Source organism: Streptomyces sp. NPDC020747 (genome assembly GCF_044334695.1).
In the GTDB taxonomy this organism is placed as follows: Bacteria; Actinomycetota; Actinomycetes; order Streptomycetales; family Streptomycetaceae; genus Streptomyces.
The window spans coordinates 172,103-196,812 of sequence record NZ_JBIRTJ010000017.1 but is presented as its reverse complement, the minus strand read 5'-3'; the positions used below and the strand labels follow the sequence as shown (position 1 = coordinate 196,812).

21 protein-coding genes and 3 pseudogenes are annotated in these 24,710 nt (G+C 68.9%); 13 read left to right on the top strand and 11 right to left on the bottom strand.

Annotation, left to right across the window (positions count from 1 at the left end; translation table 11 throughout):
• The first annotated feature begins 143 nt into the window (after positions 1 to 143).
• The 4 genes from ACH4YP_RS37250 to ACH4YP_RS37235 all read left to right on the top strand — a co-directional run bounded on the left by ACH4YP_RS37250 (position 144) and on the right by ACH4YP_RS37235 (position 4,623).
• Positions 144 to 1,367, top strand: coding sequence for an aminotransferase class V-fold PLP-dependent enzyme (locus ACH4YP_RS37250; protein WP_361057556.1), 1,224 nt, complete (start codon positions 144 to 146; stop codon positions 1,365 to 1,367).
• 120 nt (positions 1,368 to 1,487) lie between these two features.
• Entirely contained in the window at positions 1,488 to 2,792 is a 1,305-nt protein-coding gene (locus ACH4YP_RS37245) for a sugar ABC transporter substrate-binding protein (RefSeq protein ID WP_361057553.1), read from the top strand.
• Positions 2,793 to 2,794: 2 nt separating this feature from the next.
• Positions 2,795 to 3,790, top strand: a complete 996-nt coding sequence (locus tag ACH4YP_RS37240; RefSeq protein ID WP_398495362.1) for a carbohydrate ABC transporter permease — start codon at positions 2,795 to 2,797, stop codon at positions 3,788 to 3,790.
• The gene (locus tag ACH4YP_RS37235) at positions 3,787 to 4,623 is read left to right on the top strand and encodes a carbohydrate ABC transporter permease (RefSeq protein WP_361057551.1); all 837 of its coding nucleotides are present in this window, start codon (positions 3,787 to 3,789) and stop codon (positions 4,621 to 4,623) included. Before ACH4YP_RS37240 ends, ACH4YP_RS37235 begins: the two co-directional genes overlap by 4 nt.
• Before the next feature lie 57 nt (positions 4,624 to 4,680).
• Here the strand turns inward: ACH4YP_RS37235 and ACH4YP_RS37230 are convergent, their stop codons facing one another.
• Complete coding sequence (locus ACH4YP_RS37230; protein WP_398495360.1) at positions 4,681 to 5,145, bottom strand: SRPBCC family protein; 465 nt, start codon at positions 5,143 to 5,145, stop codon at positions 4,681 to 4,683.
• Between the two features lie 89 nt (positions 5,146 to 5,234).
• On the bottom strand, positions 5,235 to 5,678 hold the full coding sequence (locus ACH4YP_RS37225; RefSeq protein ID WP_361057546.1) for a Rid family hydrolase: 444 nt from the start codon (positions 5,676 to 5,678) through the stop codon (positions 5,235 to 5,237).
• 142 nt (positions 5,679 to 5,820) lie between these two features.
• Here ACH4YP_RS37225 and ACH4YP_RS37220 point away from each other — a divergent pair, with 142 nt between their 5' ends.
• Complete coding sequence (locus ACH4YP_RS37220; protein ID WP_398495358.1) at positions 5,821 to 6,903, top strand: GlxA family transcriptional regulator; 1,083 nt, start codon at positions 5,821 to 5,823, stop codon at positions 6,901 to 6,903.
• Positions 6,904 to 6,926: 23 nt separating this feature from the next.
• On the opposite strand, the gene ACH4YP_RS37215 is transcribed toward ACH4YP_RS37220, so the two are convergent.
• On the bottom strand, positions 6,927 to 9,800 hold the full coding sequence (locus tag ACH4YP_RS37215) for an ABC transporter substrate-binding protein (RefSeq protein ID WP_398495356.1): 2,874 nt from the start codon (positions 9,798 to 9,800) through the stop codon (positions 6,927 to 6,929).
• 597 nt (positions 9,801 to 10,397) lie between these two features.
• On the opposite strand from ACH4YP_RS37215, the gene ACH4YP_RS37210 reads away from it, so the two are divergent.
• Positions 10,398 to 10,622, top strand: coding sequence for a hypothetical protein (locus ACH4YP_RS37210; RefSeq protein ID WP_398495354.1), 225 nt, complete (start codon positions 10,398 to 10,400; stop codon positions 10,620 to 10,622).
• Positions 10,623 to 10,675: 53 nt separating this feature from the next.
• Here ACH4YP_RS37210 and ACH4YP_RS37205 read toward each other — a convergent pair whose 3' ends face one another.
• Positions 10,676 to 11,293: a LysE family translocator gene (locus ACH4YP_RS37205; RefSeq protein ID WP_361057534.1), complete on the bottom strand. Its 618-nt coding sequence runs from the start codon at positions 11,291 to 11,293 to the stop codon at positions 10,676 to 10,678.
• A 114-nt stretch (positions 11,294 to 11,407) separates the two neighbouring features.
• On the opposite strand from ACH4YP_RS37205, the gene ACH4YP_RS37200 reads away from it, so the two are divergent.
• The 3 genes from ACH4YP_RS37200 (at position 11,408) to ACH4YP_RS37190 (ending at position 14,203) form a co-directional block, all read left to right on the top strand.
• Positions 11,408 to 11,860 carry an Lrp/AsnC family transcriptional regulator gene (locus ACH4YP_RS37200; protein WP_361057531.1) on the top strand — a complete coding sequence of 151 codons (453 nt, stop codon included), beginning with the start codon at positions 11,408 to 11,410 and terminating at the stop codon, positions 11,858 to 11,860.
• 168 nt (positions 11,861 to 12,028) lie between these two features.
• A complete protein-coding gene (locus ACH4YP_RS37195) occupies positions 12,029 to 12,472 on the top strand; it encodes a hypothetical protein (protein ID WP_361057528.1) in 444 nt (147 codons plus the stop codon).
• A 189-nt stretch (positions 12,473 to 12,661) separates the two neighbouring features.
• On the top strand, positions 12,662 to 14,203 hold the full coding sequence (locus tag ACH4YP_RS37190) for an FAD-binding oxidoreductase (protein WP_398495351.1): 1,542 nt from the start codon (positions 12,662 to 12,664) through the stop codon (positions 14,201 to 14,203).
• Here the strand turns inward: ACH4YP_RS37190 and ACH4YP_RS37185 are convergent.
• Positions 14,188 to 15,570: an FAD-binding oxidoreductase gene (locus ACH4YP_RS37185; RefSeq protein WP_398495349.1), complete on the bottom strand. Its 1,383-nt coding sequence runs from the start codon at positions 15,568 to 15,570 to the stop codon at positions 14,188 to 14,190. The genes ACH4YP_RS37190 and ACH4YP_RS37185 overlap by 16 nt on opposite strands.
• 31 nt (positions 15,571 to 15,601) lie before the next feature.
• Complete coding sequence (locus ACH4YP_RS37180) at positions 15,602 to 16,582, bottom strand: antibiotic biosynthesis monooxygenase (RefSeq protein ID WP_361057519.1); 981 nt, start codon at positions 16,580 to 16,582, stop codon at positions 15,602 to 15,604.
• Positions 16,583 to 16,660: 78 nt separating this feature from the next.
• On the opposite strand from ACH4YP_RS37180, the gene ACH4YP_RS37175 reads away from it, so the two are divergent.
• Positions 16,661 to 17,227 carry a nucleoside deaminase gene (locus ACH4YP_RS37175; RefSeq protein WP_398495347.1) on the top strand — a complete coding sequence of 189 codons (567 nt, stop codon included), beginning with the start codon at positions 16,661 to 16,663 and terminating at the stop codon, positions 17,225 to 17,227.
• Between the two features lie 6 nt (positions 17,228 to 17,233).
• On the opposite strand, the gene ACH4YP_RS37170 is transcribed toward ACH4YP_RS37175, so the two are convergent.
• On the bottom strand, positions 17,234 to 18,178 hold the full coding sequence (locus tag ACH4YP_RS37170; protein ID WP_398495345.1) for an AraC family transcriptional regulator: 945 nt from the start codon (positions 18,176 to 18,178) through the stop codon (positions 17,234 to 17,236).
• Between the two features lie 108 nt (positions 18,179 to 18,286).
• Between ACH4YP_RS37170 and ACH4YP_RS37165 the strand changes: the two are divergent.
• The 3 genes and pseudogenes from ACH4YP_RS37165 to ACH4YP_RS37155 all read left to right on the top strand — a co-directional run bounded on the left by ACH4YP_RS37165 (position 18,287) and on the right by ACH4YP_RS37155 (position 20,623).
• A pseudogene (locus ACH4YP_RS37165) lies at positions 18,287 to 19,259 on the top strand (SDR family NAD(P)-dependent oxidoreductase).
• Positions 19,260 to 19,775: 516 nt separating this feature from the next.
• Positions 19,776 to 19,907 (top strand): annotated as a pseudogene (locus ACH4YP_RS37160) (alpha/beta hydrolase); the annotation flags it as partial.
• Positions 19,908 to 19,963: 56 nt separating this feature from the next.
• The gene (locus ACH4YP_RS37155; RefSeq protein WP_361057504.1) at positions 19,964 to 20,623 is read left to right on the top strand and encodes a hypothetical protein; all 660 of its coding nucleotides are present in this window, start codon (positions 19,964 to 19,966) and stop codon (positions 20,621 to 20,623) included.
• A 97-nt stretch (positions 20,624 to 20,720) separates the two neighbouring features.
• Here ACH4YP_RS37155 and ACH4YP_RS37150 read toward each other — a convergent pair.
• The 4 genes and pseudogenes from ACH4YP_RS37150 to ACH4YP_RS37135 all read right to left on the bottom strand — a co-directional run.
• Positions 20,721 to 21,161 (bottom strand): annotated as a pseudogene (locus ACH4YP_RS37150) (class I SAM-dependent methyltransferase); the annotation flags it as partial.
• A 79-nt stretch (positions 21,162 to 21,240) separates the two neighbouring features.
• Positions 21,241 to 21,609, bottom strand: coding sequence for a VOC family protein (locus tag ACH4YP_RS37145; RefSeq protein WP_398495343.1), 369 nt, complete (start codon positions 21,607 to 21,609; stop codon positions 21,241 to 21,243).
• Positions 21,610 to 21,722: 113 nt separating this feature from the next.
• Positions 21,723 to 23,111, bottom strand: coding sequence for a glycoside hydrolase family 43 protein (locus tag ACH4YP_RS37140; protein ID WP_398495341.1), 1,389 nt, complete (start codon positions 23,109 to 23,111; stop codon positions 21,723 to 21,725).
• A 449-nt stretch (positions 23,112 to 23,560) separates the two neighbouring features.
• Positions 23,561 to 24,505 (bottom strand): hypothetical protein, encoded by a 945-nt coding sequence (locus tag ACH4YP_RS37135; RefSeq protein WP_398495339.1) that lies wholly within the window; start codon positions 24,503 to 24,505, stop codon positions 23,561 to 23,563.
• Between the last annotated feature and the right edge of the window lie 205 nt (positions 24,506 to 24,710).

Below are 24,710 nucleotides of genomic sequence, written 5' to 3'. Positions count from 1 at the left end.
TATCGACCGGGAGTCATCTGATGACTTTCGCTGCCTGACCCTTGCAAGGCCCGAAAACGCCTGCCAGGATGCCGAGTCATCATACGTGTCGCCGTCGTCCTCTGATGTCTGGCGGCACTCGGGTTCGGTAGATGTGGAGTGATGTGAGCGAGACCGAGGTCACCACCGCCCCGCGTCCCCTGCTGTTGGCGGACGGCCGACCCGCCGCCCGGGCGTGGTCGCTGGACCCCGTCCTGAAGCACCTGAACCACGGCTCGTTCGGGGCGGTCCCGCTGGTGGCGCAGAAGCGCCAGAACGAGCTGAGGGCCCAGATGGACAGCTCCCCGGTGGTGTGGTTCCCCGCGCTGCCGCAGAAGATCGCCGACGCCCGCGTCGACCTCGCGGCCTTCCTGCGGGCCACCCCCGACGACCTCGCCCTGGTGCCCAACGCGAGCGCCGGAGTCAGCGTCGTACTCAACGCTCTTCCGCGCCGCCGCGGCGGCGCGATCGTCGTCACCGACCACGGCTACGGAGCCGTGACCATGGGCGCCGAACGGCTGGCCCGACGCTGGGGCGGCGAGGTCCGCACCGCCCGCGTGCCGCTGGACGCGGACGAGGAGCAGGCGTACGAGGCCGTCATGGCCGAGACCGACGACGCCACGGACCTGATCGTCGTCGACCAGATCACCTCGGCGACCGCCCGCCGGATGCCGGTCGAGCGAATCGGCGCGGAGGCCGCGCGCCTCGGGATCCCCCTGCTCGTGGACGGCGCGCACGCCCCCGGCCTGATCGCCGCCCCGCTCGACGGCCTGACGTGCGACTTCTGGGTCGGCAACCTGCACAAGTGGGGCTGCGCGCCGCGTGGCACCGCCGCCCTGGTCGCACGGGGCGCGCAGCGCGAGGACCTCTATCCGCTGATCGACTCGTGGGGCGCCCCCGATCCCTACCCCGACCGCTTCGACCAGCAGGGCACGGTGGACGTCACCGGCTATCTCGCCGCGCCGACAGCCCTGGACTTCGTCGACCGCACCTGGGGCTGGGACACCGCACGCCGGTACATGGACGACCTGGCCGGTTACGCCGAGCGCCTCGTCGGAGCCGCCTTCGCCGAACTGGGCGCCGTCCCCGGCACAGTCGACGTGGGCATGCCGGTTCCCGGGATGCGGCTCGTCCGGCTGCCCGAGGGGCTGGCCGCCGGCCGGATCGAGGCGGACGCGCTGCGCGACCGGGCCGCCCGCGAACTGGGCGTGGAGGCGGCCTTCACCAGCTTCGACGGCATCGGCTACATGCGGCTGTCCGCCCACGTCTACAACACCGCCGCCGACTACGAGTACTTCGCCGAGGACTGCGTCCCCGTCATCGGCGAATGGGCCCGCGCAGCCCCCTGACAGCCCGGCGCGTCGACGGCGCGACATGGCGATTCCCCGACACCACGGCCCCCGACAGCACGGCTCACGGCCCCCGAAGCCGCAGCCGGCGCGCCCGTATCCAAGGAAGAGGTCGGCACGATGAGTAGAAGGACGGCAGCTCTCGCCCTCGGCACAGCCGCCACCATGGTCCTGACCGGCTGTTCCGCCATGAGCGGCGGAGCAGCCGACGGAACAGTCACCCTCAACATGGTCGAGAGCCTGACGAACCCCGCCCGCACGGACCTGCTGAAGAACCTGATAGCGGACTTCGAGAAGCAGAACTCGAAGATCAAGGTCAATCTGATCTCGCCGCCCACCGAGCAGGCGGACCAGAAGATCCAGCAGATGCTCCAGTCCGGCAGCGGCGTGGACACCCTCGAAGTACGGGACACCACCGTTGGCCCGTGGTCGAACAACGGCTGGCTCCACGACATGAAGAAGGACCTCAAGCCCTGGAAGGGCTGGGAGGCGATGACGGAGAACGCCGTCAAGGCCTCCGAGACAGCCGCCGGCAAGACGTACTTCGTCCCGTACGGCTTCTACGGCCTGAGCGTCTTCTACCGCACCGACCTGATCAAGGAGGCCGGCTTCGACAAGCCCCCGGCCACCTGGGACGAACTCCTCGAACAGGCCTCCGCCATCCACGATCCGGCCAAACGCCGCTACGGGTACGCCTTCCGCGGCGGGGCCAACGCCAACGGCAACGCCACCGCCGTCATCGAGGCGTACGTCGCCGACAAGATCGACCCCGCCGACGGCTTCAAGGTGAAGGACGGCAGCACGATCTTCGCCGCCCCCGAGGCCGTCGACGCGATGAAGACCTACCTCAAGCTCTTCAAGGAGGCGTCCCCCAAGTCGTCGGTCTCCTGGGGCTATCCGGAGATGGTCGAGGGCTTCTCCAACGGCTCCACGGCCTTCCTGCTGCAGGACCCTGAAGTGATCGCCACCGTCTCGGAGTCGAAGTCGATCGCGAAGAACCAGTGGGACACCGCCCCGCTGGTGGCGGGGCCCAGCGGCAAGACCGTACAGCCGCTCGCCACCGCCGGCTGGGGGATCGCGGACGGCAGCAAGCACAAGGCGGAGGCCGTCAAACTGGTCGAGTTCCTCTCCGAGGGCAAGGCGTCGACGGCCTTCACCAAGAAGAACAGCCTGGTGCCGATCCTCAAGTCGGCGACCGAGGACTCCTTCTACAAGACCGGCCCCTGGTCCAGCTACGTCACCATGACGCAGAACCCGGACACCTACCTCAACGTCAGCCAGCCGCGCGGTGTCGCCTGGTGGGCGGAGTGGCAGCAGAAGGCCGACGCCGACATCCAGAAGATGGTGCTGGGCAAGACGACTCCCGAGAAGCTGCTGGACGGCTGGGACGCGTACTGGACCGAGAAGCGGCAGCAGGAGAACTGACCATGCCCACCGCGTCCGACACGACGGAAACGACGAAGACGGCGTCGGCGGGGCCCTCCGGAACCGGGGGCACCCCGCCCGGCCGCGGCGCGCAACGAGGCCGCCGCAAGCCGGAGTTCACCGCCCGGCGCGGCTTCCTGATCGCCGTCTTCATGGCACCGGCCGCGGTTTTCGTGGCGGTCTTCACGTACTACCCGATGATCGCCGGCAGCCAGATGGCCTTCCGTAACTGGAACCTGACGGACCTGACCGACACCTCCTGGGTGGGCCTGAAGAACTTCCGCGACGTCTTCGCCGACCCCGCCTGGGGCACCGTGCTGGGCAACACCGGGATCTGGGTGTTCGGTTCGATCGTGCCCCAGCTGGTGATCGGCTTCGCCCTCGCGCTGTGGCTGCGCAGGAAGTTCCGCTTCCGGGGCCTCTACCAGGCGCTCATCTTCTTCCCCTGGGCGATCTCCGGCTTCCTCATCGGCATCCTGTTCCGCTGGATGTTCAACAGCGAGTTCGGCGTCGTCAACGACCTGCTGCAGAAGGCCGGTTTGATCGACGAGCCGGTCGCCTGGCTGGCCGACCCGCAGACCGCGATGTTCGCCGTCGTCGTCGCCAACATCTGGTACGGCGTCACCTTCTTCACCATCATGATCCTGGCCGCGCTGCAGTCCATCCCCGAGGAACTCTACGAGGCGGCGGCGCTCGACGGCGCGGGCAAGGTGCGCACCCTCTTCCAGATCACCATTCCGTACATCAGGGTGACGCTCGCGCTGACGATCCTGCTGCGGGTCATCTGGATCTTCAACTTCCCCGACCTGATCTTCGGGATGACCGGCGGCGGGCCGAACAACGAGACGCACATCGTGACCACCTGGATGATCAAGATCACTCAGCAGGGCGACTACGGCAGGGCCTCCGCCCTCGGGCTCATAGTCGTCGCCATGCTGCTGGTGTTCGCGGTCTTCTTCCTGCTGGCCACGCGCGAGAAGCGAGAGGTGAAGTCGTGATCGGCAAGGAGTCCACGGCGGGCCGGGCCACCAAGTTCACCTTCCTGGGGCTGTGGGCCGTCTTCACCGTCTTCCCGCTCTACTGGATCACCATCACGTCCCTGAAGGCGCCGGGCGACATCTTCGCCTTCCCGATCGCCTACTGGCCCGAGCACTTCTCGCTGGAGAACTACAGAGGGCTCTTCGGCAAGGCCGACTTCGGCGTCTACCTCATCAACAGCCTCATCGTCGCGTTCGTGGCGGGCGCGGTGGCCACAGCGATCTCGATGCTGTCCGCCTACGTGCTGGCCCGCTTCGAGTTCCGCACCAAGTCCGCCCTGCTGATGGCCGCGCTGGTCACCCAGATGATCCCGACCTTCATCGCGCTGGGGCCGCTGTACCTGCTCATGACCGATCTGAACCTGGTCGACAACAGGCTCGGGCTCATCCTCGTGTACGTCGCCGTGTGCATCCCCTTCTGCACGGTGATGCTCCGCGGCTTCTTCGAGAACATCCCGGACGCGCTGGAGGAGGCCGCCATGATCGACGGCCTCTCCCGGTTCGGAGCGCTGTTCCGGGTGCTGCTGCCGGTGATGCGTCCGGGGATCGTAGCCGCGTTCGTCTTCAACTTCGTCAACTGCTGGAACGAGCTGTTCCTGTCGGTGACGCTGATGAACAGTGACAGCAACAAGACCGTCCCCACGGCCCTGAACGGCTTCATCTCCAGCTTCAACATCGACTGGGGATCCATGTCCGCGGCGGCGGTCCTCACCATCCTGCCGACGATGGTGCTGTTCGCCTTCGCCAGCCGCCACATCGTGCAGGGGCTCACCGCCGGAGCGGTGAAGGGATAGGTGAAGGGCTGAGGGGCGGCCTCGGAGAGTGGGCGCGGGCGCTGGGCCGGGTGTGGCTCAGCCGCTGCGGCCCTCCAGCGCCGCGGCGATGTCGTCGAGATCCTTGGCGATGGCCTTGCTGACCGCCCGCGCGCCCAGACCACCCATGACCTTGGCCAGCAGGCCCGCGACACCACCGGACGCCACGGCCGAGAACGTCATGCGGACCGTCGTCGTCACCGGTCCGTCGGCTCGCAGCACCCACTCGGAGACGTAGTGCGAGCCGTGGGACTCGGCCTCCACCACATACCGCTCCGGAGGCTTGCTGGCCGTCACCCACATCTCCTCGGTGGCGTCCTTGCCGAACATGCGCCGTGTCTCCCGCCACCGCGTCCCGACGCCGAAGGCGCCCTCCGTGAGGACCTCGACCTTGGAGACGCTGGTGAGGACGTGCTGCATGCCGGCCAGGTCGGTGATGGCCTCCCACACCGGTCCCTGGGCCGAGGCGATGCGCCGTTCGACGACGACACTTCTGCTGGTCATGGTTCCCATGAAAGCACCAGGGTCCGACAACGGCCCGATGACCGCCTGACGGCCGACCGGCACGCACCTCTCACGACCCGGCCGGACCGTCAGACTCGGGCCACGAGTTTGACCTCGACCAGCAGTTCGGGGAAGGCCAGCCGAGGGGTGCCGATCATGGTGCTTGCCACCTGAGGGTCCGGTCGGCCATAGGCTTCCTTGCGCACCGGCCCCGCCGCGGCGTCACCCGCATCGGCATCCACCACGTAGATGACTTCGTCGACGACGTCGTCAAGAGACGCGTCGAAACGCTTCAGCAATTCTGCCGCGTTGGCATAGCACTGGCGCAGTTGCTCACCCATGTTGGAGAAATCAGTGACCAACCCGTCCTCATTCACCGGAGCGGGGGCAACGAGTGCCGCCCCGTCGTGTGCCACCTGGCCGGAGAGGTAAACGGTATCGCCGCGCTTGACCGCTTGGACGTACCCGTAGCTTTCCTCCCAGGGGACTCCGAAGCTCTCCACCTGATCTGCCTTGCCCATATCGATGCCCATATCGATCCGATCGTCAAAGTGACTTCCCCAATGACCGTATGCGGGCCAGGCCGGGGTGAACCAGACGCGGTAGTGCCACTTACAGCAAGGATCGTGCCGGAACCGCAGGCCGGACCCGATGCCGTGCCCGTGGGCTAGCCTGGTGACAGACAAGTGGGCACTAGGGGGCACGGAAACCAGGGGGGCGCGGTTGCGATCCAGAGATGACCGGAAAATCGTGGCGATCCTCGCGATGCCGCGAGTGTATTCACTGGACGTCAGCATCCCGGCTCATGTCTTTGGTCAGCATCCGGGTTATCGAGTCCTCGTGTGCGGCGACCAGAATCTCGACGCGGTCGACGAATCGAGCGACAGGCCATCGGACGTCGATGTGGCCGCGGACATCAGGCCGACTCACTCGCTCTCAGCTGTGGAGTACGCCGATATCGTCGTGGTTCCGGGCTATGAGAACCCGAGTCTTCCCATCCCGGATGGCTATCTGAAAGCAGTGCGGCTTGCGGGCGAGCGGGGCGCCCGTACAGTCGCGGTCTGCACGGGCGTTTTCGCGGTGGCGGCCACCGGAATGCTCGATGGGAAGACGGTTACGACGCACTGGCAATACACCGACCAGCTTCGGAGGACGTATCCCGAAGTCGACGTCGCGGAGAACCGGCTGTTCGTCGAGGACGGGGCGGTTCTCACGTCTGCGGGTGCGGGCTCGGGAATCGATGCATGTCTCCACGTCATCCAGAGCGATTTCGGGACGACAGTCGCCGGCGGCGTGGCGAAGGACGTCGTCCTCTCCACCGCCCGCAGCGCCGACGAACCACAGTACGTGGACGTTCTGCCCCCTCCTCGCGCCGGCCTTCGGCCGACCCGGGAATGGGTGATCGAGAACATTGGATCTTCGATCACCGTGCAGCGGATGGCGGACCACAGCCGGCTCTCGCGGAGAACCTTCATCCGGCACTTCGTGCGCGAGACAGGAATGCCGCCCATGCACTGGGTCGCCCGACAGAGGATCCTCGGCGCGCGGCGACTCCTCGAATCCTCCGACTGGTCTGTGGAGAGGATCGCCGGAGCGACGGGGTTCGGCACGGCCGCGAACTTCCGGAACATCTTCCGAAGGGAGGTCGGAACGACCCCGACCGCCTACCGGAAGTCGCACGGCCCGAGCAGTGCGGACAACGCCTCGGCCGATGCTTCGGACAACGCGTCAGTGCCGCCGCCGACGGTACGTCTCTAGGGCGGCCACGGCGGCCACGGCGCTCACTCGGTCACATACGCGTTGAGCGGCGACAGCCCGTCCAGGTCCACCTGAACCCCCTTCAGCCTGGAGCTGTAGAGGAACGTGCGCACCGGCACGTACACCGGAATGGCCGCCGCCTGCTCCATCACCCGGCGGTCGACGGTGGACCACTTCTCGCCCGCGGCCGCCACGTCGGCCGTCGCGTTGGCCTCGTCGATCGCGTCGTTGACCGCTGTGCTGTTGAGCCGGGAGAAGTTGGAGGTGGTCGGGTAGGTGTAGCGGCCGTCGAAGGAGTCCGGCAGGAACGCCGAGGCCAACGGGAGGCCGCTGATGTTCATCGGCAGGCGGGCCAGATCGTAGGCACCGTCGCCCACGTTCTCGTAGATGTCGGAGACGTCGACGTTCTTCAACGTCACCCGGAAACCGGCCTTGTCCAGGGCCTTCTTCACGGCCTTCGCCCGTGCTTCGTCCGCTGTCGTCGCATAGGCGACGGTGAGCGGAAAGTCCGTCTCGCCGGCCTCGGCGAGCAGCGCGCGGGCGCGGGCCGGGTCACCGTGCGCCCCGGCCCCGTACAGGTCGAAGTCGCGCGAACCGGGGATGCCCGGCGGCATGAGGTGGTGCGTGGCAATCCCGTCCTCGCCACTCGCGGCCAAGACGTCCGCTGCCGGGTACGCGGTGGCGATGGCCTGGCGGACCTTCAGCTTCGGTACGCGCTTGGTGTCGACCGAGTACGCGAGGACGTGGGGGGCCGGTGACGTCACCCGGACCGTGCCGCTGCCGGTGGTGCCGTCCGCCGTGCCCAGCCCGTCCTTGTCCAGTGAGCCGGAGAACGTCATCACGGCCGACTTCGAACCGGCCGCGCGGATCCGGGACTTGATCTCGTCGAGGGTGAGCGAGCCGGTGATCTCGTAGCGGTCGGGGTACGCGGTGCGCACCGGGTCCGTGTTCGCGCGCCACTTCGGGTTGCGGGTGAGTGTGAGGTCCTTGGCGCCGGTGAAGGAGTCGACCTGGTACGGGCCCGTCGACGGCAGGAGTGTGGAGGTTCCGGAGATGTCGGCGACCCGCTCCGGCATGGGTGCGCCGTTCGGGCCGGCCAGGACGACGTTGAAGTCCGGGTGGGCGCCGTCGAGATGGAAGACGATCGTGCGGTCGTCCGGGGTCTCGATGACGCCCGGCGGCATCTCGTGCTCGCCGCCGATGCCGTCCGCGTCCTCGGGACCGAACAGGAAGGTGCGCAGCGTGCGGTCGCCCATCGGGAACTTGTCGGGGTCGAGGGCACGCCTTACCGCGAACGCGAAGTCCTGGGCGCGTACGGGCGATCCGTCGTTGTACGTGAGGCCCGGTTTGAGAGTGAACGTCCAATCGCGGCCGCCCAGCGATGATCGGCCGGTGTCCTCGGCGAGGTCCCCGACGAGTCGGACGGAGCCGTTGGGCAGGGTTTCGAGGGTGGTCAGGCTGCGGTAGACGAGGCGGGAGATCAACCGGTCGGCCCCTGACCACATGTTGCCCGGGTCGAGAGTGGTGATACCGCCCGGTTCGAGGACCGTGACCTTGCCGCCCTTGGCCGCGCCCCGCACCGCCGGAGCGGGGCCCTTCGCGTCGGCGTCGGAGCCGAGCGTGAGGGTCTGGGTCTTCGCCACCGGGGCCACAGTGCCGGTGCCGGCCTTAGACCCGCCAGGGCCGCTCTTACCACTTCCCTCGTCACCGTCGTCGCCGCCGAAGGGCTGGACGACCGAGAACACGACCACGAGCGCGGTGACGGCCGCGGAAGCCGCGATCCACGTGACGCGCCGCCCGCGCAGCCCTCGCAGTCGAGCGGCCGGGGGAGCGGGTGGCTGCTTCGGGAGAGGCGGCGCGAGCAGGTACGAGGTGGGGTCGGGGCTGGTGGTCGTGGCGCTTGGGGCGAGTTGCCGCGCGGCGGAGGCAGACGCGGAGTGCTGCGGTTCGGGCGATGCGTGGGCCGGGCTCCCCGGTGCGGTGGAGGCGGAGCCCTGCCCCAAAGGTGGGGTGTGGTCGGACAGTTGGGCCGGAGGCTCGGCGGAGGCGGCGACCCGCGGCGCGGGCAGGGCCAGTCTCTCGAATACCGCCCGTGCCTCCTCCGCCGTCGGCCTCTCGTCGACCGGCTTCGCCAGCATCCGCCCCACCAGCTCGTCCCACTCGGGGGTGAGCCCCGGACGCCGTACCGACGGCTTCTCCGGTGTCTCGTACACATGGCTGTGCATCAGCGCGGGCGCCGACGTCGAGTCGAAGGGCGGTGCGCCGGTGAGCATCTCGTACACCGTGCAGCCCAGCGCGTACACGTCCGTACGACCGTCGTCCGCGCCCCGCGTGAAGCGCTCGGGCGCCATGTAGGGGAGGGTGCCGATGGGGGAGTCGGTGGTCGCGGTGAGCCGGCCGCCGGTCGCCGCGTCGAGGAACTTGGCGATGCCGAAGTCGAGCACCTTGACCGTGCCCTCGTCCGTGAGCATCACGTTCGCCGGTTTGATGTCGCGGTGCACGATGCCGGCCCGGTGCGCCGTCGCCAGTGCCCGGCAGACCTGTGCCGCGAGCTCCGCGACCCGTTCCGGCGGCAGCGGCCCCTCGGTCAGCAACTCGCCCACGGTCCGGCCGGAGAGCAACGGCATGACCAGGTAGGGGACTTCGCCGTCCGTCCCGTGGTCGAAGACGGGCACGATGTACGAGCTGTCCAGTGCGGCGGCGGCCCGCGCCTCCCGCCCGAACATGGCGAGCAGCCGCTCCCGCTCGGCGCCGGCCGTGCCGGGAGGCAGGCTCAGCAGCTTGACGGCGACCGGGCGTTCGAGCCGCGCGTCCCTGGCCCGCCACACCACACCCATACCGCCCGCACCGATCCGCTCCGTGAGCGTGTACCGGCCGTCCAGGACCGTGTCGCGCATCCCCGCCCCCACTCGCTCAAGGAATCAGCGGTCTCAATGTACCTACGCGCAAGGGGAGTTGAGCGGTTCCCGGGTGAGGTGCGGGGGCTTGCGTGACTGATGCGGACGTCCCATGCCGGCCGCAACGCCGAGGCAGGGGGGCCTTGAGATGCGATACGGGCGCGTCATGCGAGCTGCCGCCTTACTGGGTGTACTGGTGTGGGCGGCCGGCTGCTCGGACGGCGGCGACGACGAAGCGCGTGGATCGTCGGCGTCACCGACCGTGTCGACCCCGGCCACGAATGGGACCCCGTCGAGCAGCCCGTCCAAACCGGCGTACTACGACAACGACGACAACGACAACGTGCTGATGGCCAAGGGCGACTGCTACGGGCCCCCCGACGCCATCGGCAAGGTTCTCAAGCGCGTCGAGAAGAAGACGACCGTGTACACCTACGTCGACTGCTCCGAGTCCGCGGACGACGTGCTGGGCATCAACGGCGATCCCGGATGGGAGGTCGCGGGCTCGCGTGACTACGCCAAGTACGTGGTGGGTGAGGGTTATGCCTGCGTACGCAACCTCAAGGCCCCGCACCCGGCGAACCGGGCGAAGGCGGCATGGAGATCCGCGTCGGTGACTGCCTTGAGGCCTCGGACACGGGTGACAGGTACGAGGAGGTCCCCTGCGAGAGGGAGGTGCTGCCCGACGTCAAGGTCATCGGCGAACCGGACCTGGACAACCACTGCCCGCGCAAGGGCGACACTCAGCTGACCGAGAAGTCCATCCTGGACGTGTCGGGGCTGGGCGGCGGTCCGGTGTACTGCGCAAGGGCTTTCGCGTAACCCTGAGGAGGCGTGCACGCGGAATCCGGTGCGAGGCTGAACATGGCGGGCCGTCATCCGGCCAGACGTTCCACGAGGAGGAACCCGCCGATGACGATCATCATGGCACCGCTGGAGCGGGTGACGGCGCGCGCGGCTGCCGGCCGCGCCTGCAGCACGGTCCGGGCCAGTACGCCCACGGTGAGGTAGACGACGGCGCAGCCGGCCATGTGGAGCGTGCCCAGCAGGGCGGTCTGAGCGGCCACGGGCCACCCCGCCGCGGGGTCGATGAACTGGGGGAACAACGAGAAGTACAACAGCAGCGCCTTGGGATTGAGACCGCTGATCCCGGCGCCCTTGAGCACGATCTGCCGATTCGAGGCGGCCATCACCTCGGTGGAGGCGCTGGGCGTGACCGGCCGTGCCAGGACGCCCCAGCCGAGCCACATCAGATAGGCGGCGCCGAGGACGGTCAACGCGGTGAGCAGGGTCGCGGAGCTCGCGACGATCACCACCAGACCGGCCACGGCGAGCACGGTGTATCCGGCATACCCCGCGACCAGTCCGGCTACCGCGGGGACGATCGACCGGTTTCGCAGCCCCGCCGTGATCGCGTAGGCCCAGTCCGCGCCGGGCGTGAACACCAGCAGAAGATCCACTGCCAGGAAAGCCGCCACAGTGCCCGCGTCCATGCTGAACCGATCTCTCTCTCGCCCACTCGTACGGGAGGGAACATTAGGCGGATTCTGTGCGAATATGTTTCTGAATTTTCCGCGAATCCGGGCTTCTGGGGCACAATCTTCCCCATGGATGACCTGGACCGGAAGATTCTTACCGAGCTGCAGCTGGACGGCCGTCTGACGGTGACCGAGCTGGCCGCCCGGGTGAAGCTGAGCGTCTCGCCGTGCCACCGGCGCCTGCGCGACCTGGAGCGAACGGGCGCGATCCGCGGCTACCGCGCTGTCGTGGATCCGGCCACGGTCGGCCTGGACTTCGAGGCCCTGGTCTTCGCCACCCTGCGGTGGGAGGACCGCGGCACCGTCGCCGCCTTCGAGCAGGCCGTGGCCGCGGTCCGGCACGTGGTGCAGGCCCAGCGCCTCTTCGGTGAACCCGACTACCTCCTGCGCGTCGTCACCGCTGACCTGGCGGCCTTTCAGCAGCTGTACGACCAGCAGTTGGCGACTCTGCCCGGCGTCCAGCGCCTGACCTCCACGATCGTCATGAAGCACGTCGTCGACGACCGCCCGCTGCCTGTCTGAGGCCGGTTTCGGAGGCTCTGGTCCCCGGTGAGCGCCCGGAATCGGCCAACAGGAGTGCCGTCGCGGACCGAGTGGGAGAATCCCCCTCCTGGGGCCGCGCGCCACGGCCATGGGACGGTCGGTGCATCTCTCCGTCGGCGCCCGGGAGGACCGGAAGGAACCGTCAGCGTGATCGAGTGGGTGTTTCTCAGCACCGGGGCAAGGCCCGTCCCTCGGCCGGTCGCGACCCCGCTGGTGTGGGCCGCGGCTTTCGGCGGTGCCCTGTTGCTGGTGGCAGTCCTCAACACCCTCGTCGGCCCCGACCGGCCCGCACTCGCGCTGGCGGCGCTGTCCCTGCTGGCCGCCCTGCTGGGCGGGCGCTCCCGCTTCACGGCGGCCCCCGGAACGGCCGCGCTGTGCTGGCTGTTCCTCAACGCCTTCGCCATCCCGCCCCTGGGTACCCTCAGCTGGGCCGGACACCGTGACACGTTCTGGCTCAGCTGCCTGCTCGCGGCGGCTCTCATCGGCACAGCGGTCGCCCGCCTTGCCCATGCCCGTGCCGCCTACCGCCGCATAGCCGCGGGAGCGGGCCCCGCGGCGTGGGAACCGGGCGAGCGCCCGGAGGACGCCTGACCGGGGGCCGGCCCTTGATCCTGCATGGCCCGTTCGCATGAAGCTTGCCTGTCCAGGGGTGTCAAAACCCCTTCCCCACCCCGCCCTTCTCCATCGTGAGCCCTGCCCGGGCTGGGGGATCTCGCGCCTCGCGCGCGTACGACTCCCACGCCTCCGGCATCCGGACACCAAGCGCGAAGGGGCGTACCTGTGCAGACCGGCCGACGAGATGTCCTGCGTACCGGAGGAGCAGTCGCTGCCGCCGGGGCCGCGATCGCGCTGGGCGGCGCGAACGGTTGGGCCTTCGCCTCCGCCCGCCGGACCCCCCTCGTCGGGGGAGCGGAGCACGCCGCATGGCGCGAGCTCGCCCGGAGCCTGAGCCCGGCCGCCCGGCTGTACCGACCCGGTCAGCCGGAGTACGCGGCCCGCGCGACGGCCGACAACCAGCGCTACGCGTCCGTGCGTCCGGCAGGGGTCCTCGCCTGCGCGACGGAGAGCGACGTACGGACGGCCGTGCTGTGGTGTGCGAAACACGGAGTGCCGCTCGCGCCCCGCTCCGGCGGTCACAACTACGCCGGCTACTCCACGACCCCGGGCCTCGTGATCAGCCTGCGCGCGATGAATCAGGTCGTGCCGCGAGGGTATGAGCTCCGGCTGGGCGGAGGCGCCACCAACTCCGATGTGTACGCCGCCCGCGCCGCGAACCTGTACTTCCCCGGCGGCCGCTGCCCCGAGGTGGGCGTGGCGGGCCTGACCCTCGGCGGCGGCCTCGGCTTCAACGACCGCAAGTGGGGCCTGACCTGCGACCGGCTCACGGAGACCCGTCTCGTACTGGCCGACGGCACCCTCGTCCGTGCGGCGGAGGACGAGAACCCGGACCTGTTCTGGGCCTGCCGCGGCGGAGCGGGCGGCAACTTCGGCATCAACACCGCGTTCACCTTCGCCGCCGTACCCGTGGGCAGGCTGCGCGCCACGGTCTTCCACCTCACCTACCCCCTGCACGCCGCCGTCGACGTGCTGGAGGAACTGCGGGAGATCCTCGACACCGACCGGGACAACGACTTCGACGTACGCATCGGCTTCAAGCACGCCGGCGACGGCACGGCCACTCTCGCCCTGCTCGGGCAGCGGCTGGGCGACGAGGAAGGACTGCTCCGCCGGTTCGCGCCCCTGCTGCGCCTGCGTCCCGACCGGGCGGTCATCGAGGAGCGCGGCTTCTGGGCAGCGCAGGACTTCCTGATGGAGACCCCCGGCCCGAAAGAGGCCTACGCCTCCAAGTCCCTCGTCCCCAACCAGTGGCCCGGCCCCGACACCGTGGCGGCCATCGCGGACTGGACCCGCAACTGGCGCCCCGGACCGGGCCGCAGCACCGGCTACGTGACCCTGTTCGCCATGGGCGGCGACACCGCGACACGACGACCGGACGAAACTGCCTACCCTCACCGGGAAGCCGCCTTCGTCATCGACATCGGCACCCACTGGAAGCCGGCCGCCTCGCCCGCCCAGGTGCGCGGCCTGCTGGAACAGACCCGCGCCGCCCACCACATGCTGCGCCGTCACCTGAACACCGACGCCGCCTACGTCAACTTCCCCGACCCGGACCTGCGCGACTGGCGGCACGCCTACTACGGCGCCAACTACGACCGCCTGGTGGACGTCAAGCGCAGCTGCGACCCCGCGGCCCTGTTCCGCTACCAGCAGGCGGTCGGCCGCCCACAGCCCTCAGCCCGAGCCGGCTACGGCGTGAGGTAGGTGTGGAAGACGTTCGCGGGGTCGTACGCGGACTTGAGGGCCTGTAGCCGCTTCCAGTCCTCGGGGGCGTACGACCTCCGCGCCCGGGAGGCGTCGGCGGTGAGGTCGGCCTCGGCGATGTAGTGGCCGGTTCCGTACGGCTCGACGGTACGCATGGTGTCCCGGAGCCAGCGGGTGTTGGCGCTGTCCGCCGCCGGGTCGTCCCAGATCGCGAAGGGGGCGACATAGGTCTCGCCCAGGACCGAGAAGGCCATGTCGTCCGAGAGGGAGCGGTCCCGGGAAGCGGGCCACAGGGGCGCGAGGATGAGCGACTGCTCGGAGGGGGCCCGGTCGATCGAGGCGGCGAGCGCCGGCAGCAGGGTCTCGTACCCGGTGTCCGACCACAGGGTGTCCACCGCGTTCCGATGCTCCTGGGGCCAGAAGCCGGACGACGTGCCGTACAGGTCCTCGAAGGTCTTCGGCTCATCCGTCTGCCGGAACAGGGCACGTTCGGCGAACGGGCAGTCCCGCAGCGGGTCCAGGCAGCGGACGGCCTCGTCACGCGTGCGAGCGAAGGCGGTGCCGGTGAAGCTGATCACCTTGGGCCTCGGCGAAGCCGCCGTGATGTCCGGGGAGGCGGTCGAGAGCATGAAGGACGCCTCGACATTCGCGGGAAGACGCTGAGCTGCTTCGTTCGCCCAGCGGGTCACTGTTTCGACCTCGGCCAGAGGAAAGGTGTACGTGGTCGCGGCGACCGCTGCCGGAAGGTCGTGGACCGACACATGGAAGCGGGTGGCGACCGCGAAGAAGCCGGGGCCCGCGCCGCGCGCGGCCCAGAAGAGGTCGGGGTTCTCGTGCCGGTCGCAGGTGAGGGTCTCGCCGTCCGCCGTGACCACCTCGACCGCGTGCACGCTTGCGGCAGCCGGACCGAGAAGGCCGGAGTTCCAGCCGAGGCCGCCGCTGAGGAGATAGCCGCTCAGGGCGACGGGCCCGCAGTGCCCGGCCGGGAAGGCGAGGCCGTGCGGGGCGAGCGCGGCGACGAACTCGCGGCCGGTGAGCGCGGGTTGCACGGTCGCGGTGCGCGCGGCCGGATCGATCTCGCAGGCGTTGAGCGCGGAGAGGTCGATGAGCATGCCACCGTCGCGCAGCGGGGAGCCGCACCAGCTGTGCCCATGGGAGCGGATGGCGACCCGGAGGCCCTCGGAGCGGGCCAGCCGGATGGCCGCCGCGATGTCGCGGTCCGAGGCGACCCGGACGATGAGGTCGGGAAAACGCTCCGGCTTGAGGCTGTTCCACAGCATGGCCGACCAGGTGCTGTCGTAGGCGGCGTCGCCCCGCCGGACGATCTCCCCTTCGATCACTTCACCGACCCCGTGGGCTCCGCTCATGATGCGCTCCTCAGTCGGTGGTCAGCCGGGGTCAGTCGGTGGTGGTCAGCCCGAATATCAGGATGCACAGCCCCCAGCACAGCATCACGAGGGCAGCCCCCGCCACATGGGTCCGTACGGAACGCGCCCTGCTGGGCGCCAGCCAGAAGGCGAGAACCCGGTTCACCAAGGGCATCAGCAGCCAGGTCAGGATGGAGACACTCAGCATGTTTCCGATGAACAGGCCGATATAGCCGGGCAGTCCGAGCTCGTCCAGCTCGAAACCGACCGTCAGATTCAGAACCATCACGGTGGGATACAGCGCCAGCACCACGGTCATGGCCTGTTTCCAGCTGGGCGGGACGGCGTCGTCCGCGTCTTCCCCGAAGCGGAACCAACCGCTGAACGCCGACTCCACCTTGCGCACGTCGTAGGAGTAGAAGTAGTCCCGGCCCTCTTCGAGGAGCTTTTCGCGGGCGCCGGACGCGAGCCATTCGTCGAGGTGTTCATGGGTGTCGAATCTGAATACGACGACCCAGTTGTCCTGGATCCCCTCTACCGGCTTGAACAACTCGGTCCCCATGAAACCCGGGTACTTCTCCTGGGCCTTGAGGGCCTTGTCCTGCCACCGCATGAAGTCCTCTTCGCGGCCGGGCCGCACCTCGTGGGAGATGACCGCCGTGACGGCTTCCTCGTCCGGGGGCGGTGGCGTGCCGCCGACCAGGACCTCCTGGGTCGGTGTCCCGTCGAACAACGGACGTCCCTGGGCAAGCAGTTCCTGGCGCTCGCCGGATTCCAGCCAGGCGGTCAGCAGGTCGATACGGGAGAAGCGAAAGACCACCACCCATTCCCGCTCTTCACCGGCGCCCGGGGGATATATTTCCGTCCCCTCGAATCCGTCGAACGTGCGCACGGCATGGTTGGTCCGCTCCTGCCATCGCTCATAGTCGTCGGCGCGGCCTTCCCGCACCTTCTGGGAGGTCACAACGGTCGCACCGTCGCCGGTCGGGGCACGGATTGCACTGACACCCATACGGAGTAGTCTAATTCCAAGGGGAGTTATCGGACAATCGGGGCAGTTTTCCTCGGTGATACCGAGCGGAGGTCCGACATGAGTCACAAGGAGTTTCTGACCGAAGCGGTACGGCTGGCCACCGAATCCGTCGAAGAGGGCTGGGGCGGCCCGTTCGGTGCCGTGATCACCAGGGACGACGAAATCGTGGCCCGGGGCCAGAACCGCGTTCTGCTCACCGGCGACCCCACCGCGCACGCCGAAGTGGAGACCATACGCAAGGCCGTGCAGCGCCTGAATCCCGAGGCTCCCTCGATATCCCCGGAACACCAGAACGAGAGCACGCTCGAATACGTGCCGCGCCCCGAAGGGTCCCCCGACCCGGTGCCGGAGCGGGCCCGGATGCTCAAAGGCTGTTCGATCTACATCAGCGGCGCACCCTGCCCGATGTGCATGAGCGCCATCTACTGGTCGCGGATCGACAACGTCTACTACAGCTGCGATCTGAAGGCCACGCGCGAGATCGGTTTCGACGACGCCTTCCAGTACGAGGACTTCCAGAAGCCCCTCGACCAGCGCCGGATCCACGTCGAGCAAATCCACCCCGAACTCGGCGTCCAGGCCTACGAAACCTGGTCGCACAAGCCCGACCGGCATCCTTACTGAGGTTGATCAGCCGTCGCCAGGACGAGTCCTGGCGACGGCCTCTGCCCGGTAGGTCCGCGGGGCCACGCCCACCGCCCGCTTGAAGGCGTTGCTGAAGGCGCTCTCGGAGGTGTAGCCCACGGAGCGTGCGAGCGCCGCGACCGGGGTGCTGTCCTGTCTCAGGGCCCGGGCGGCCAGGCTCATGCGCCAGTTCAGCAGGTACGTCAGGGGCGGCACCCCGGCAGCCTCCTTGAACCGTACGGCGAACGTGGTGCGGGACATCGCCGCCGCCCTGGCGAGTTCCTCAAGCTGCCAGGGGTGGGCCGGGTCGCCGTGCATCAGACGCAGCGCCGGGGCGAGCCGTTCGTCGGCGAGGGCGCGCAGCCAGCCGGGCGGCAGCCCGTCCGAGTCGGTCAGGCAGATCCGCAGCACCTGCACGAACATCAGCTGCGCGAGCTGGGCCGAGACGAACTCGACGCCGGCCCGGCCCGTCCTCAGCTCCGCCACCAACTGCCCGATCAGCCACCGCAGTACGCCGGCCTCGGGCGAGTCGGCCCGCACGTGGACCAGCTCCGGCAGCGCCCGGCGCAGCAGGTCGCCGCGATCGCGGCTCAGGTCGATGTGCCCGGACGCGCAGGTGACGTCCACCGCCTCGCCCTGGCCGAGCCGGGCCATCCGAGTCGCCGGGTCCATGGTCACGTCGTCGGAGTCGGTCGGTTCGACTCCCTGCCGACTGCAAAGCACGTACGGTCGGTCACCGTCGGAGACCACCACATCCCCCTCGGCCAGGCGCAGCGGATCACCGCCCGCCTCGCGGACCAGCAGGCAGCTGCCGTGCAGCACGGCAATCACCTTCAGCCGTTGGCGTCCGCGCAGCTCGATGGCCCAGTCGCCGCCTGCCGTGAAGCCGCCGGAGAACACGGTGCGGGCGTCGGCGACGGCCAGGGCGTCGGACAGCGGGTCTACGGTCACGCTCGAACTATCACGCAAGTAATGCGGACTCTCAAGCATTCATCGTACGGATCCGTCGACCTACGGTGATCCGGACAGCTCATCCTGAGGCTTGAGGAGAGACCGGCCATGACCACCGCACAACACCCCCTGGGTTCCGGCTTCGGCGCCGCGTCCACCGCCGAGGAGGTGATCAAGGGGATCGACCTGACCGGCAAGGTCGCGATCGTCACAGGCGGCTACTCCGGTATCGGTCTGGAGACGGCCCGCGTCCTGCGCGCCGCCGGCGCCGAGGTCGTCGTACCGGCACGGGACGTGGAGCGGGCCAGGACGGCGCTCAAGGACGTGCCCGGGGCCGAGGCCGAACACCTGGACCTGCTCGACCCGGCGTCCATCGGCACCTTCGTGGAGAGGTTCCTGGCGTCCGGGCGTCCGCTGCAACAGCGCCGGGATCATGGCGACCCCGCTGACGCGGGACGCGCGCGGATACGAGGGGCAGTTCGCCACCAACCACCTGGGGCACTTCCAGTTGACCACCCGGCTGTGGCCCGCGCTGGTCGCGGCCGAGGGCGCGCGGGTCGTGGTGCTGTCGTCGCGGGGCATCCGTTTCGCGGGCGTCGACTTCAACGACCTGCACTTCGAGCAGCGGACCTACGAGCCCTTCCTCGCCTACGGCCAGTCGAAGACGGCCAATTCCCTGTTCGCCGTGGAGGCGGACCGGCGCGGGCAGGCGCAGGGCATCCGGGCGTTCGCCGTGCACCCGGGTCTCATCGTCGACACCGGCCTGGTCAAGCACCTCGACCGAGCGGCGCTCCAGGCGGCGGGCGCGCTCGACAGCGAGGGCCGGCCCGGCCGTGACCCCGAGCGCCAGATGAAGACCGTGCGGCAGGGCGCGGCCACCAGCGTCTGGTGCGCGACCAGTCCGCAGCTCGACGGTCTCGGCGGGGTCTACTGCGAGAACGTCGACATCAGCCCGCTGGTGACTCCCGAGAACGAGGCCGCCTGGGCCGGCGGGGCCAGCGTCCCGGGTGTACTGCCCCGCGCGGTGGACCCGGAGTCGGCCGCCCGCCTCTGGGAGGTCAGCGATCGGCTCACGGCCTGACTGCGGCGTCGATGCGGGCCTGCTCGTAGGCGATGGTGACGCCACGTCATGGTTTCGGCCTGACGAACGTCACGGCCAACCGATGACATCACGCCCTGTCAGATGAGTGCGACGGCGGCTGAGGTGGATGCATGGGCGCTGTTCCGCATGAACGGCCGGCAGTGGGCCGTCCCGAGCCCAGCCGTTCCAGCGCCCCGTACACCCCTCAGGAGGACAACAGATGCGCAGAGCCTTGTCCCACGCCCTCGCCGCCACCGCGGCAGCAGTGACCGTGATTCGGGAAGAGGCGGTGGCGACGACGTCGGACACCCTGCGGTGGGTCCCGTGCTCGGAGAAGAAGGCCGCTTCACCCCGTCTGGAGTGCTCGACGCTCGAAGTCCCGCTGGACTACCGGGACAAGGCGCTGGACTCCTACGACCCGATCGGCTTCGCCCCACGTGGCGTCGGCCGCAGCACGCCGGTGACCTGTGGCCTGACGCCGGCACAGAGGAACCGCGGCAACCTGCCGCCGTACGCGCACACCGCGGCCCGTGCGCGTTCTGGCCGACCGAGCGGGTCGAGCCGCCGGTGCGCATCGGTGACCGGGGCCCGTCGAACGTGCTCATGGCGCAGAACGAGCGCGATCCCGGAACACCGTCGGCCGGCGCCCTTCGCGGGACCTCGCCTGCGCGGCGCAGCACAGCAAGTAACAGGAGAGTAGAGGCATGCTCAAGGAGTGGCGGCATCGTCGGGCCGTGCAGCGGGTCAAGCCCGGGGACGGGCGGTCGTTGAAGCATTTCCGCTGGTGGCAGATCCTTTCCCGCGCACTGTTCCATCTTCGGCTGATGGACGACGACGGTCGGCAGGCGGTCTATGCCGTCGACGTCAGACATCAGAACTACTCGTCCTCGTCCGGCCGGGTCATAGCCCACCTGTACCTCGATGGCAGGCATCACGCCGAGTCCACAGTCCCTGCCGTCTTCCCCGTCCAGGGCGGCACCGTCGAAGTGAGGACGAGCGGCTTCGGGCTCAAACGCTGCCACTACGTCACTGCCGAGGGGGCCGAGTTCCAGCTCACCCCGGACCCCGCCTCCGCCGAGGGGCGCCGCGCGCGCTTCGACCGCGCGCACCCCGCACTGAGCCGCTGTATCGGTTTCCTCTCGGTGATCGTGCTCGCCATCGGCCTGGTACTCCTGATCCTCCAGCTCGCCGAACAGGTCACCCGGGCGCCGGAGGGCGTCGCCCAGTACGTCGGGACCTTCACGTCGCCCATTGACCTGTCGGCATGGGGCAACACCGTGGTCGGGATCGCAACTGTGGCGGCGAGCACGGAGCGGGCGCTGCGGCTGCGCTACAGCCGGCTGCTCGACGGCGCGGTGGGATGAGTTTGGCGTTCGCCCGGGGGCCCGCCGGTTGAGCGCTGCGAGGCGCGTTCGGGACCACCAGGTGCCCGTCCGGCGGAACTTGCCGGACAGGCCCGCACTAGGCGAAGGCCACGGACCGTGGTTCTGCGATGCCGATGATGAATTCCTGCCGCGTCCGGATGTCGGCGGACCACCCCAACTCGGTGAGGTCGCACGTGAGTTGCTCCGGATCATGGAAGACCTTCACGATGTGGTACTCGCTGCCGTCGTCGAGTCGACGGACTTCCGCGGCCACTTCCGCACGGGCGGCTGCGGAGGGTCCTTCGTCGATGAAGATGGCTTTGCCCTGCGGTGCGAGTGCGGCAGCCACCGTATTCCAGAAGTCGCTGAGCCGGGACGGCGGGACATGGGAGAGCCAGAAGGCGAAGAACACGGTGTCGTAGCGGCGTGGCGGCTGCCAGTTGAACACATCGACACGCTCGAACCGGACGTCGGCGGAGGCCGTCCGTGCTCGTGCGACACCCAGCACCTCCGGTGACGCGTCGACAGCGGTGACCGACCGCGCCCGCGCGGCCTGGTGTGGTCGGTCGCATCACCATTGGTCCCAGAGTAAGCCAAATGCCCGGCGCTGGAAGGGATCAGCTCCTGATCACGCAGAAGGGGTGCCCCGCCGGGTCGGTCAGGACCCGCCGGCTGTCCTCGTTCGGCTGGTGGTCCGGTTTGCCTGCGCCCAGTTCCAGCAGCCGGGCTTCGGCCTCGTCCAGGTCGTCGACCGTGAAGTCGAGGTGAGACTGCTGGGGGACGGTCTGAGTGGGCCAGTGCGGGGCCTGGTGGTCGTCGACTCGTTGAAAGCCGATGGTGAGCCCGTTCTCGCAGGTGAGAGCGGCGAAGTCGGCGTCGGATCTCGGGTGGGGTGCCAGGCCGGTGGCCTGCTGATAGAACGCCGCCAGAGCCGGCGGATCAGGGCAGTCGAGCGTGATCGCGCTCAACTTCATCTGCAGGGGCACAGGACGGCACCTCCGGGCCGGTCGGTGGACTTGCGCGATGCACAGCCTAGGGCCGGCCAAGAGGGCAAAGTGCGCCGGAACCTGTGCAGAACCTCCCAGGGGACATGGGCCCGTCAATAGCCGACACGGAACGTCGCGTCCTGCTGTTCGGTGGACGTCGAGACCGGGTCGATGCGCAGCACGTAGTTGGCATGGCGGACGTAGCGGGTGGGGTTGTTGTATGAGCGGAAGGATGCCCAGGAGCTGTCCGCGAGGCCCGTCGTGCGGTGGAAGGTCGCGTCGCCCGCGTACGCCGACGTGCCGTCGTTGACGTCGAGTTGGAGCTGGTAGTTGTAGTGCCGCAGATAGCGGGTGGGGAAGTTGACCGACTGGAAGGAGACGCCGGAGCTGTCGGCGAGGCCCGGGACCAGTTTCCACTGCGAGTCGGTGTACAGGTCGAAGGGATATGTGTCGATGCGGGCCGCGTAGTTGGCGTGGCGCACGTAACGGTCCGGGTAGTTGTACGACTTGAGCCGGTTCCAGGCCGGCGCACCCCACTTGGTGATCAGGTTGTTGTACTCGGCCGTGGTGATCGTCGCGATGCCGCAGTGCTTGGAGTTGACCGGCTGGGTGTAGGTCTTCTGGTCGAGTGCGGCCCAGGTGCCCGAAGCCAGGTTGGTGGACTGCCAGGCGTAGAAGACACCGTTCGGCGTGTACGTATCTCCCCAGAGGAACCATGTGTTCGACGTCAGTGACTTGAACACGGTCGGGGCCTCGGTGCCGCCGTGTGCGACGCCCGCGCTGAACTCGGTGAAGCTGCCCGGGGCGAGAGACGTGGACCTCGACGCCACCAGTGTCTGGTTCTTCTTGAAGAAGAGGTAGTTGACACCGTTGACGCCGACGGCCATGTTGCCGTCGATGACGTCGTAGCCAGGGTCGAAGAAGACCTGCGGGGCCGAGGCGGTGACGAAGTCGCTGGTGTAGTTCACCATGATCACGTTGTGGCCGCTGGAGTTGACCGAGGAGTAGATGACCGCGTACTGGCCCTGCCCGGCGTCCCAGAACGCCTCGGGGGCCCAGCTGTGAGTGGTCATGTCGTGGAGCTTGAGGCGGCGGTAACCGGTGAAGGTGCGCAGGTCGACGGAGTCCCAGACGTGGATGTACTGGCTGTTGTAGCTCCAGTCGGTGCCCTTGAGGTCGGTGGCGATGGCGACGAAGGTGCCGTCCTGCTTGCGTATGAGGAACGGGTCGCGCAGGCCGAGGGCACCCGCGGTGGGGGTGACCGCCGGGTTGTTCTGGTTCAGCGGCGTCCAGTTGAGCGAGTCGGTGCTGACGGCGAGGTGCAGACCGTAGTCGGTGCCCGCGCCGAGGCTGGTCGACTCGGTGAAGTAGCACATCACGTACGCCGAGTCGGCCGCGTGGGCGGTGCCGGCGCCCAGGGTCAGTACGCCGGACATGGCCAGGGGAGTGGTGGCGGCCATGCCGAGGAGGAGGCGGCGGGACGGCTGAGGTCTTGCGCTCATCTTGGTCTCCAGGCGGCGTACGGGGGCGGGTGAGCGGCTGCGTGGCGCGGGGGACCGGGGACGTGAAGTACGCAGCCGGACAAGCGAGTTGGCCGAAATATCGAACAAGGTTCGGGAAGTCGATCAGAAGGTAGAGCGCTGTTCAGTGCGCGTCAATCACTCTGTCGAGGCTGTGGTGAATCTGTGCCGACGGGGGCTGTGGGCCTCCGGCCGTATGGGGATGGCTCGTTCGGCGGGTCGGCCGAAGCGGCTGGGCCGCGGTGCGAGCGGCGTGCTGTGCCGTGGTCCGGTGACGGGCTTTCAGGGAGTTCGCGACGGGGCGTGGATTCCGCCGGGCAGACGTATGGGAGGGGCGCTTTGACCCGAGTCGTGAAATCGCGGCGAACTCACGCGCCATTCTTCGCCCGAGGGCGATGAGGACGGGTGGTTGGGTGCCTAGCGAGGTGCGGCTACCGGCCGTGGGTCCCAGATCCCTTGAGGTAGGTCAGCCGCGCTCGGTCGCGCTCGGTCGTCAAGTCGAGTGTGGTCACAGGGTGGCGGGTCCACACAGGTGAGCCGTCGATCCACGGCACGAGCAGAGCGACGGGACGGAGCAGGCCGTGGACGTCCGCGACGCCCGCCGGCGGGAGGTGTCGTGCCTGCCGCTTCCTGGCGATCCGCAGAAGCATCGGGGGCGCCTCGTCCGGGTCGCCGTCGGCCGGGTACAGCATCAAGTAGGCCTCGCCCGCCTCCGGTTCGCGCAGTAGCAGCCAGCGCATCGGGCGTGCATCCTCGCTGACGGCCACGCGGGCGAGAGTGGAGGCGACCCGCGCTTCGAACGCGAAGGCCACCAGGCCGCAGGCCGAGCCTGCGAGGAGGAACCACCCGCGGCCGGCGCCGCCGAAGACGTGCAGCACGCCGGCGAGCCCGGCGAGCGCGGTGAAGACGGTCCAGGCGGCGATGCCGCGAAGGCCGAGAGCGCTGAGCAGGCCGCGGTCGCGCCACCAGACCAGTCGCCGCCGACCGCCGGTCACGGCCACGGGTGGCTGCGGCCGTTCGGTCTCGGCCGTGGAGCGTACGGCCGCTTCGAGGAGTGCCTGGTGGGTGAGCTCAGCGGCAGCCAGGGGCGCCTGGCGGGAGCGTCGGACGGCTGTCCTGCGGTGACGTTCCCTCCTCGACTCGGGATCCAGCCTGAGCCCTACACCGACCAACGTCGTGACGCCCAACAGCAGACCGCCGAGGAAGGTCATGACCCAGGCGAAGTCACCGGCCTCCGTGCCGTCCTGAAACCCTTCGAAGTAACCCACCGCCACGCCCGGGGCTGCAAGGAGGAGGCCCACGACACCGACGCGCAGCAACCACTTCTCGGGCGCGGCGCCCGGGCCCATGGGAGGAACCTCCCGACGGTCGTCCATACGTCTCCTGATCTCATGCGTCGGACAACAGACACATGGGTGCGCCAGATGGTTGCGCAGCCTCTCGTACGTACCTCGTACGCACCTCGTCCGGGTCGGCGCACGGGTACCCCCGAGTCCGGGAACGCGGCCCGAATCCCTCCCCCAGTCGCACACCGGAGCGGTCAATTCCGGCCAGATTGTCCCCTTCACGGATCTGGCTGAA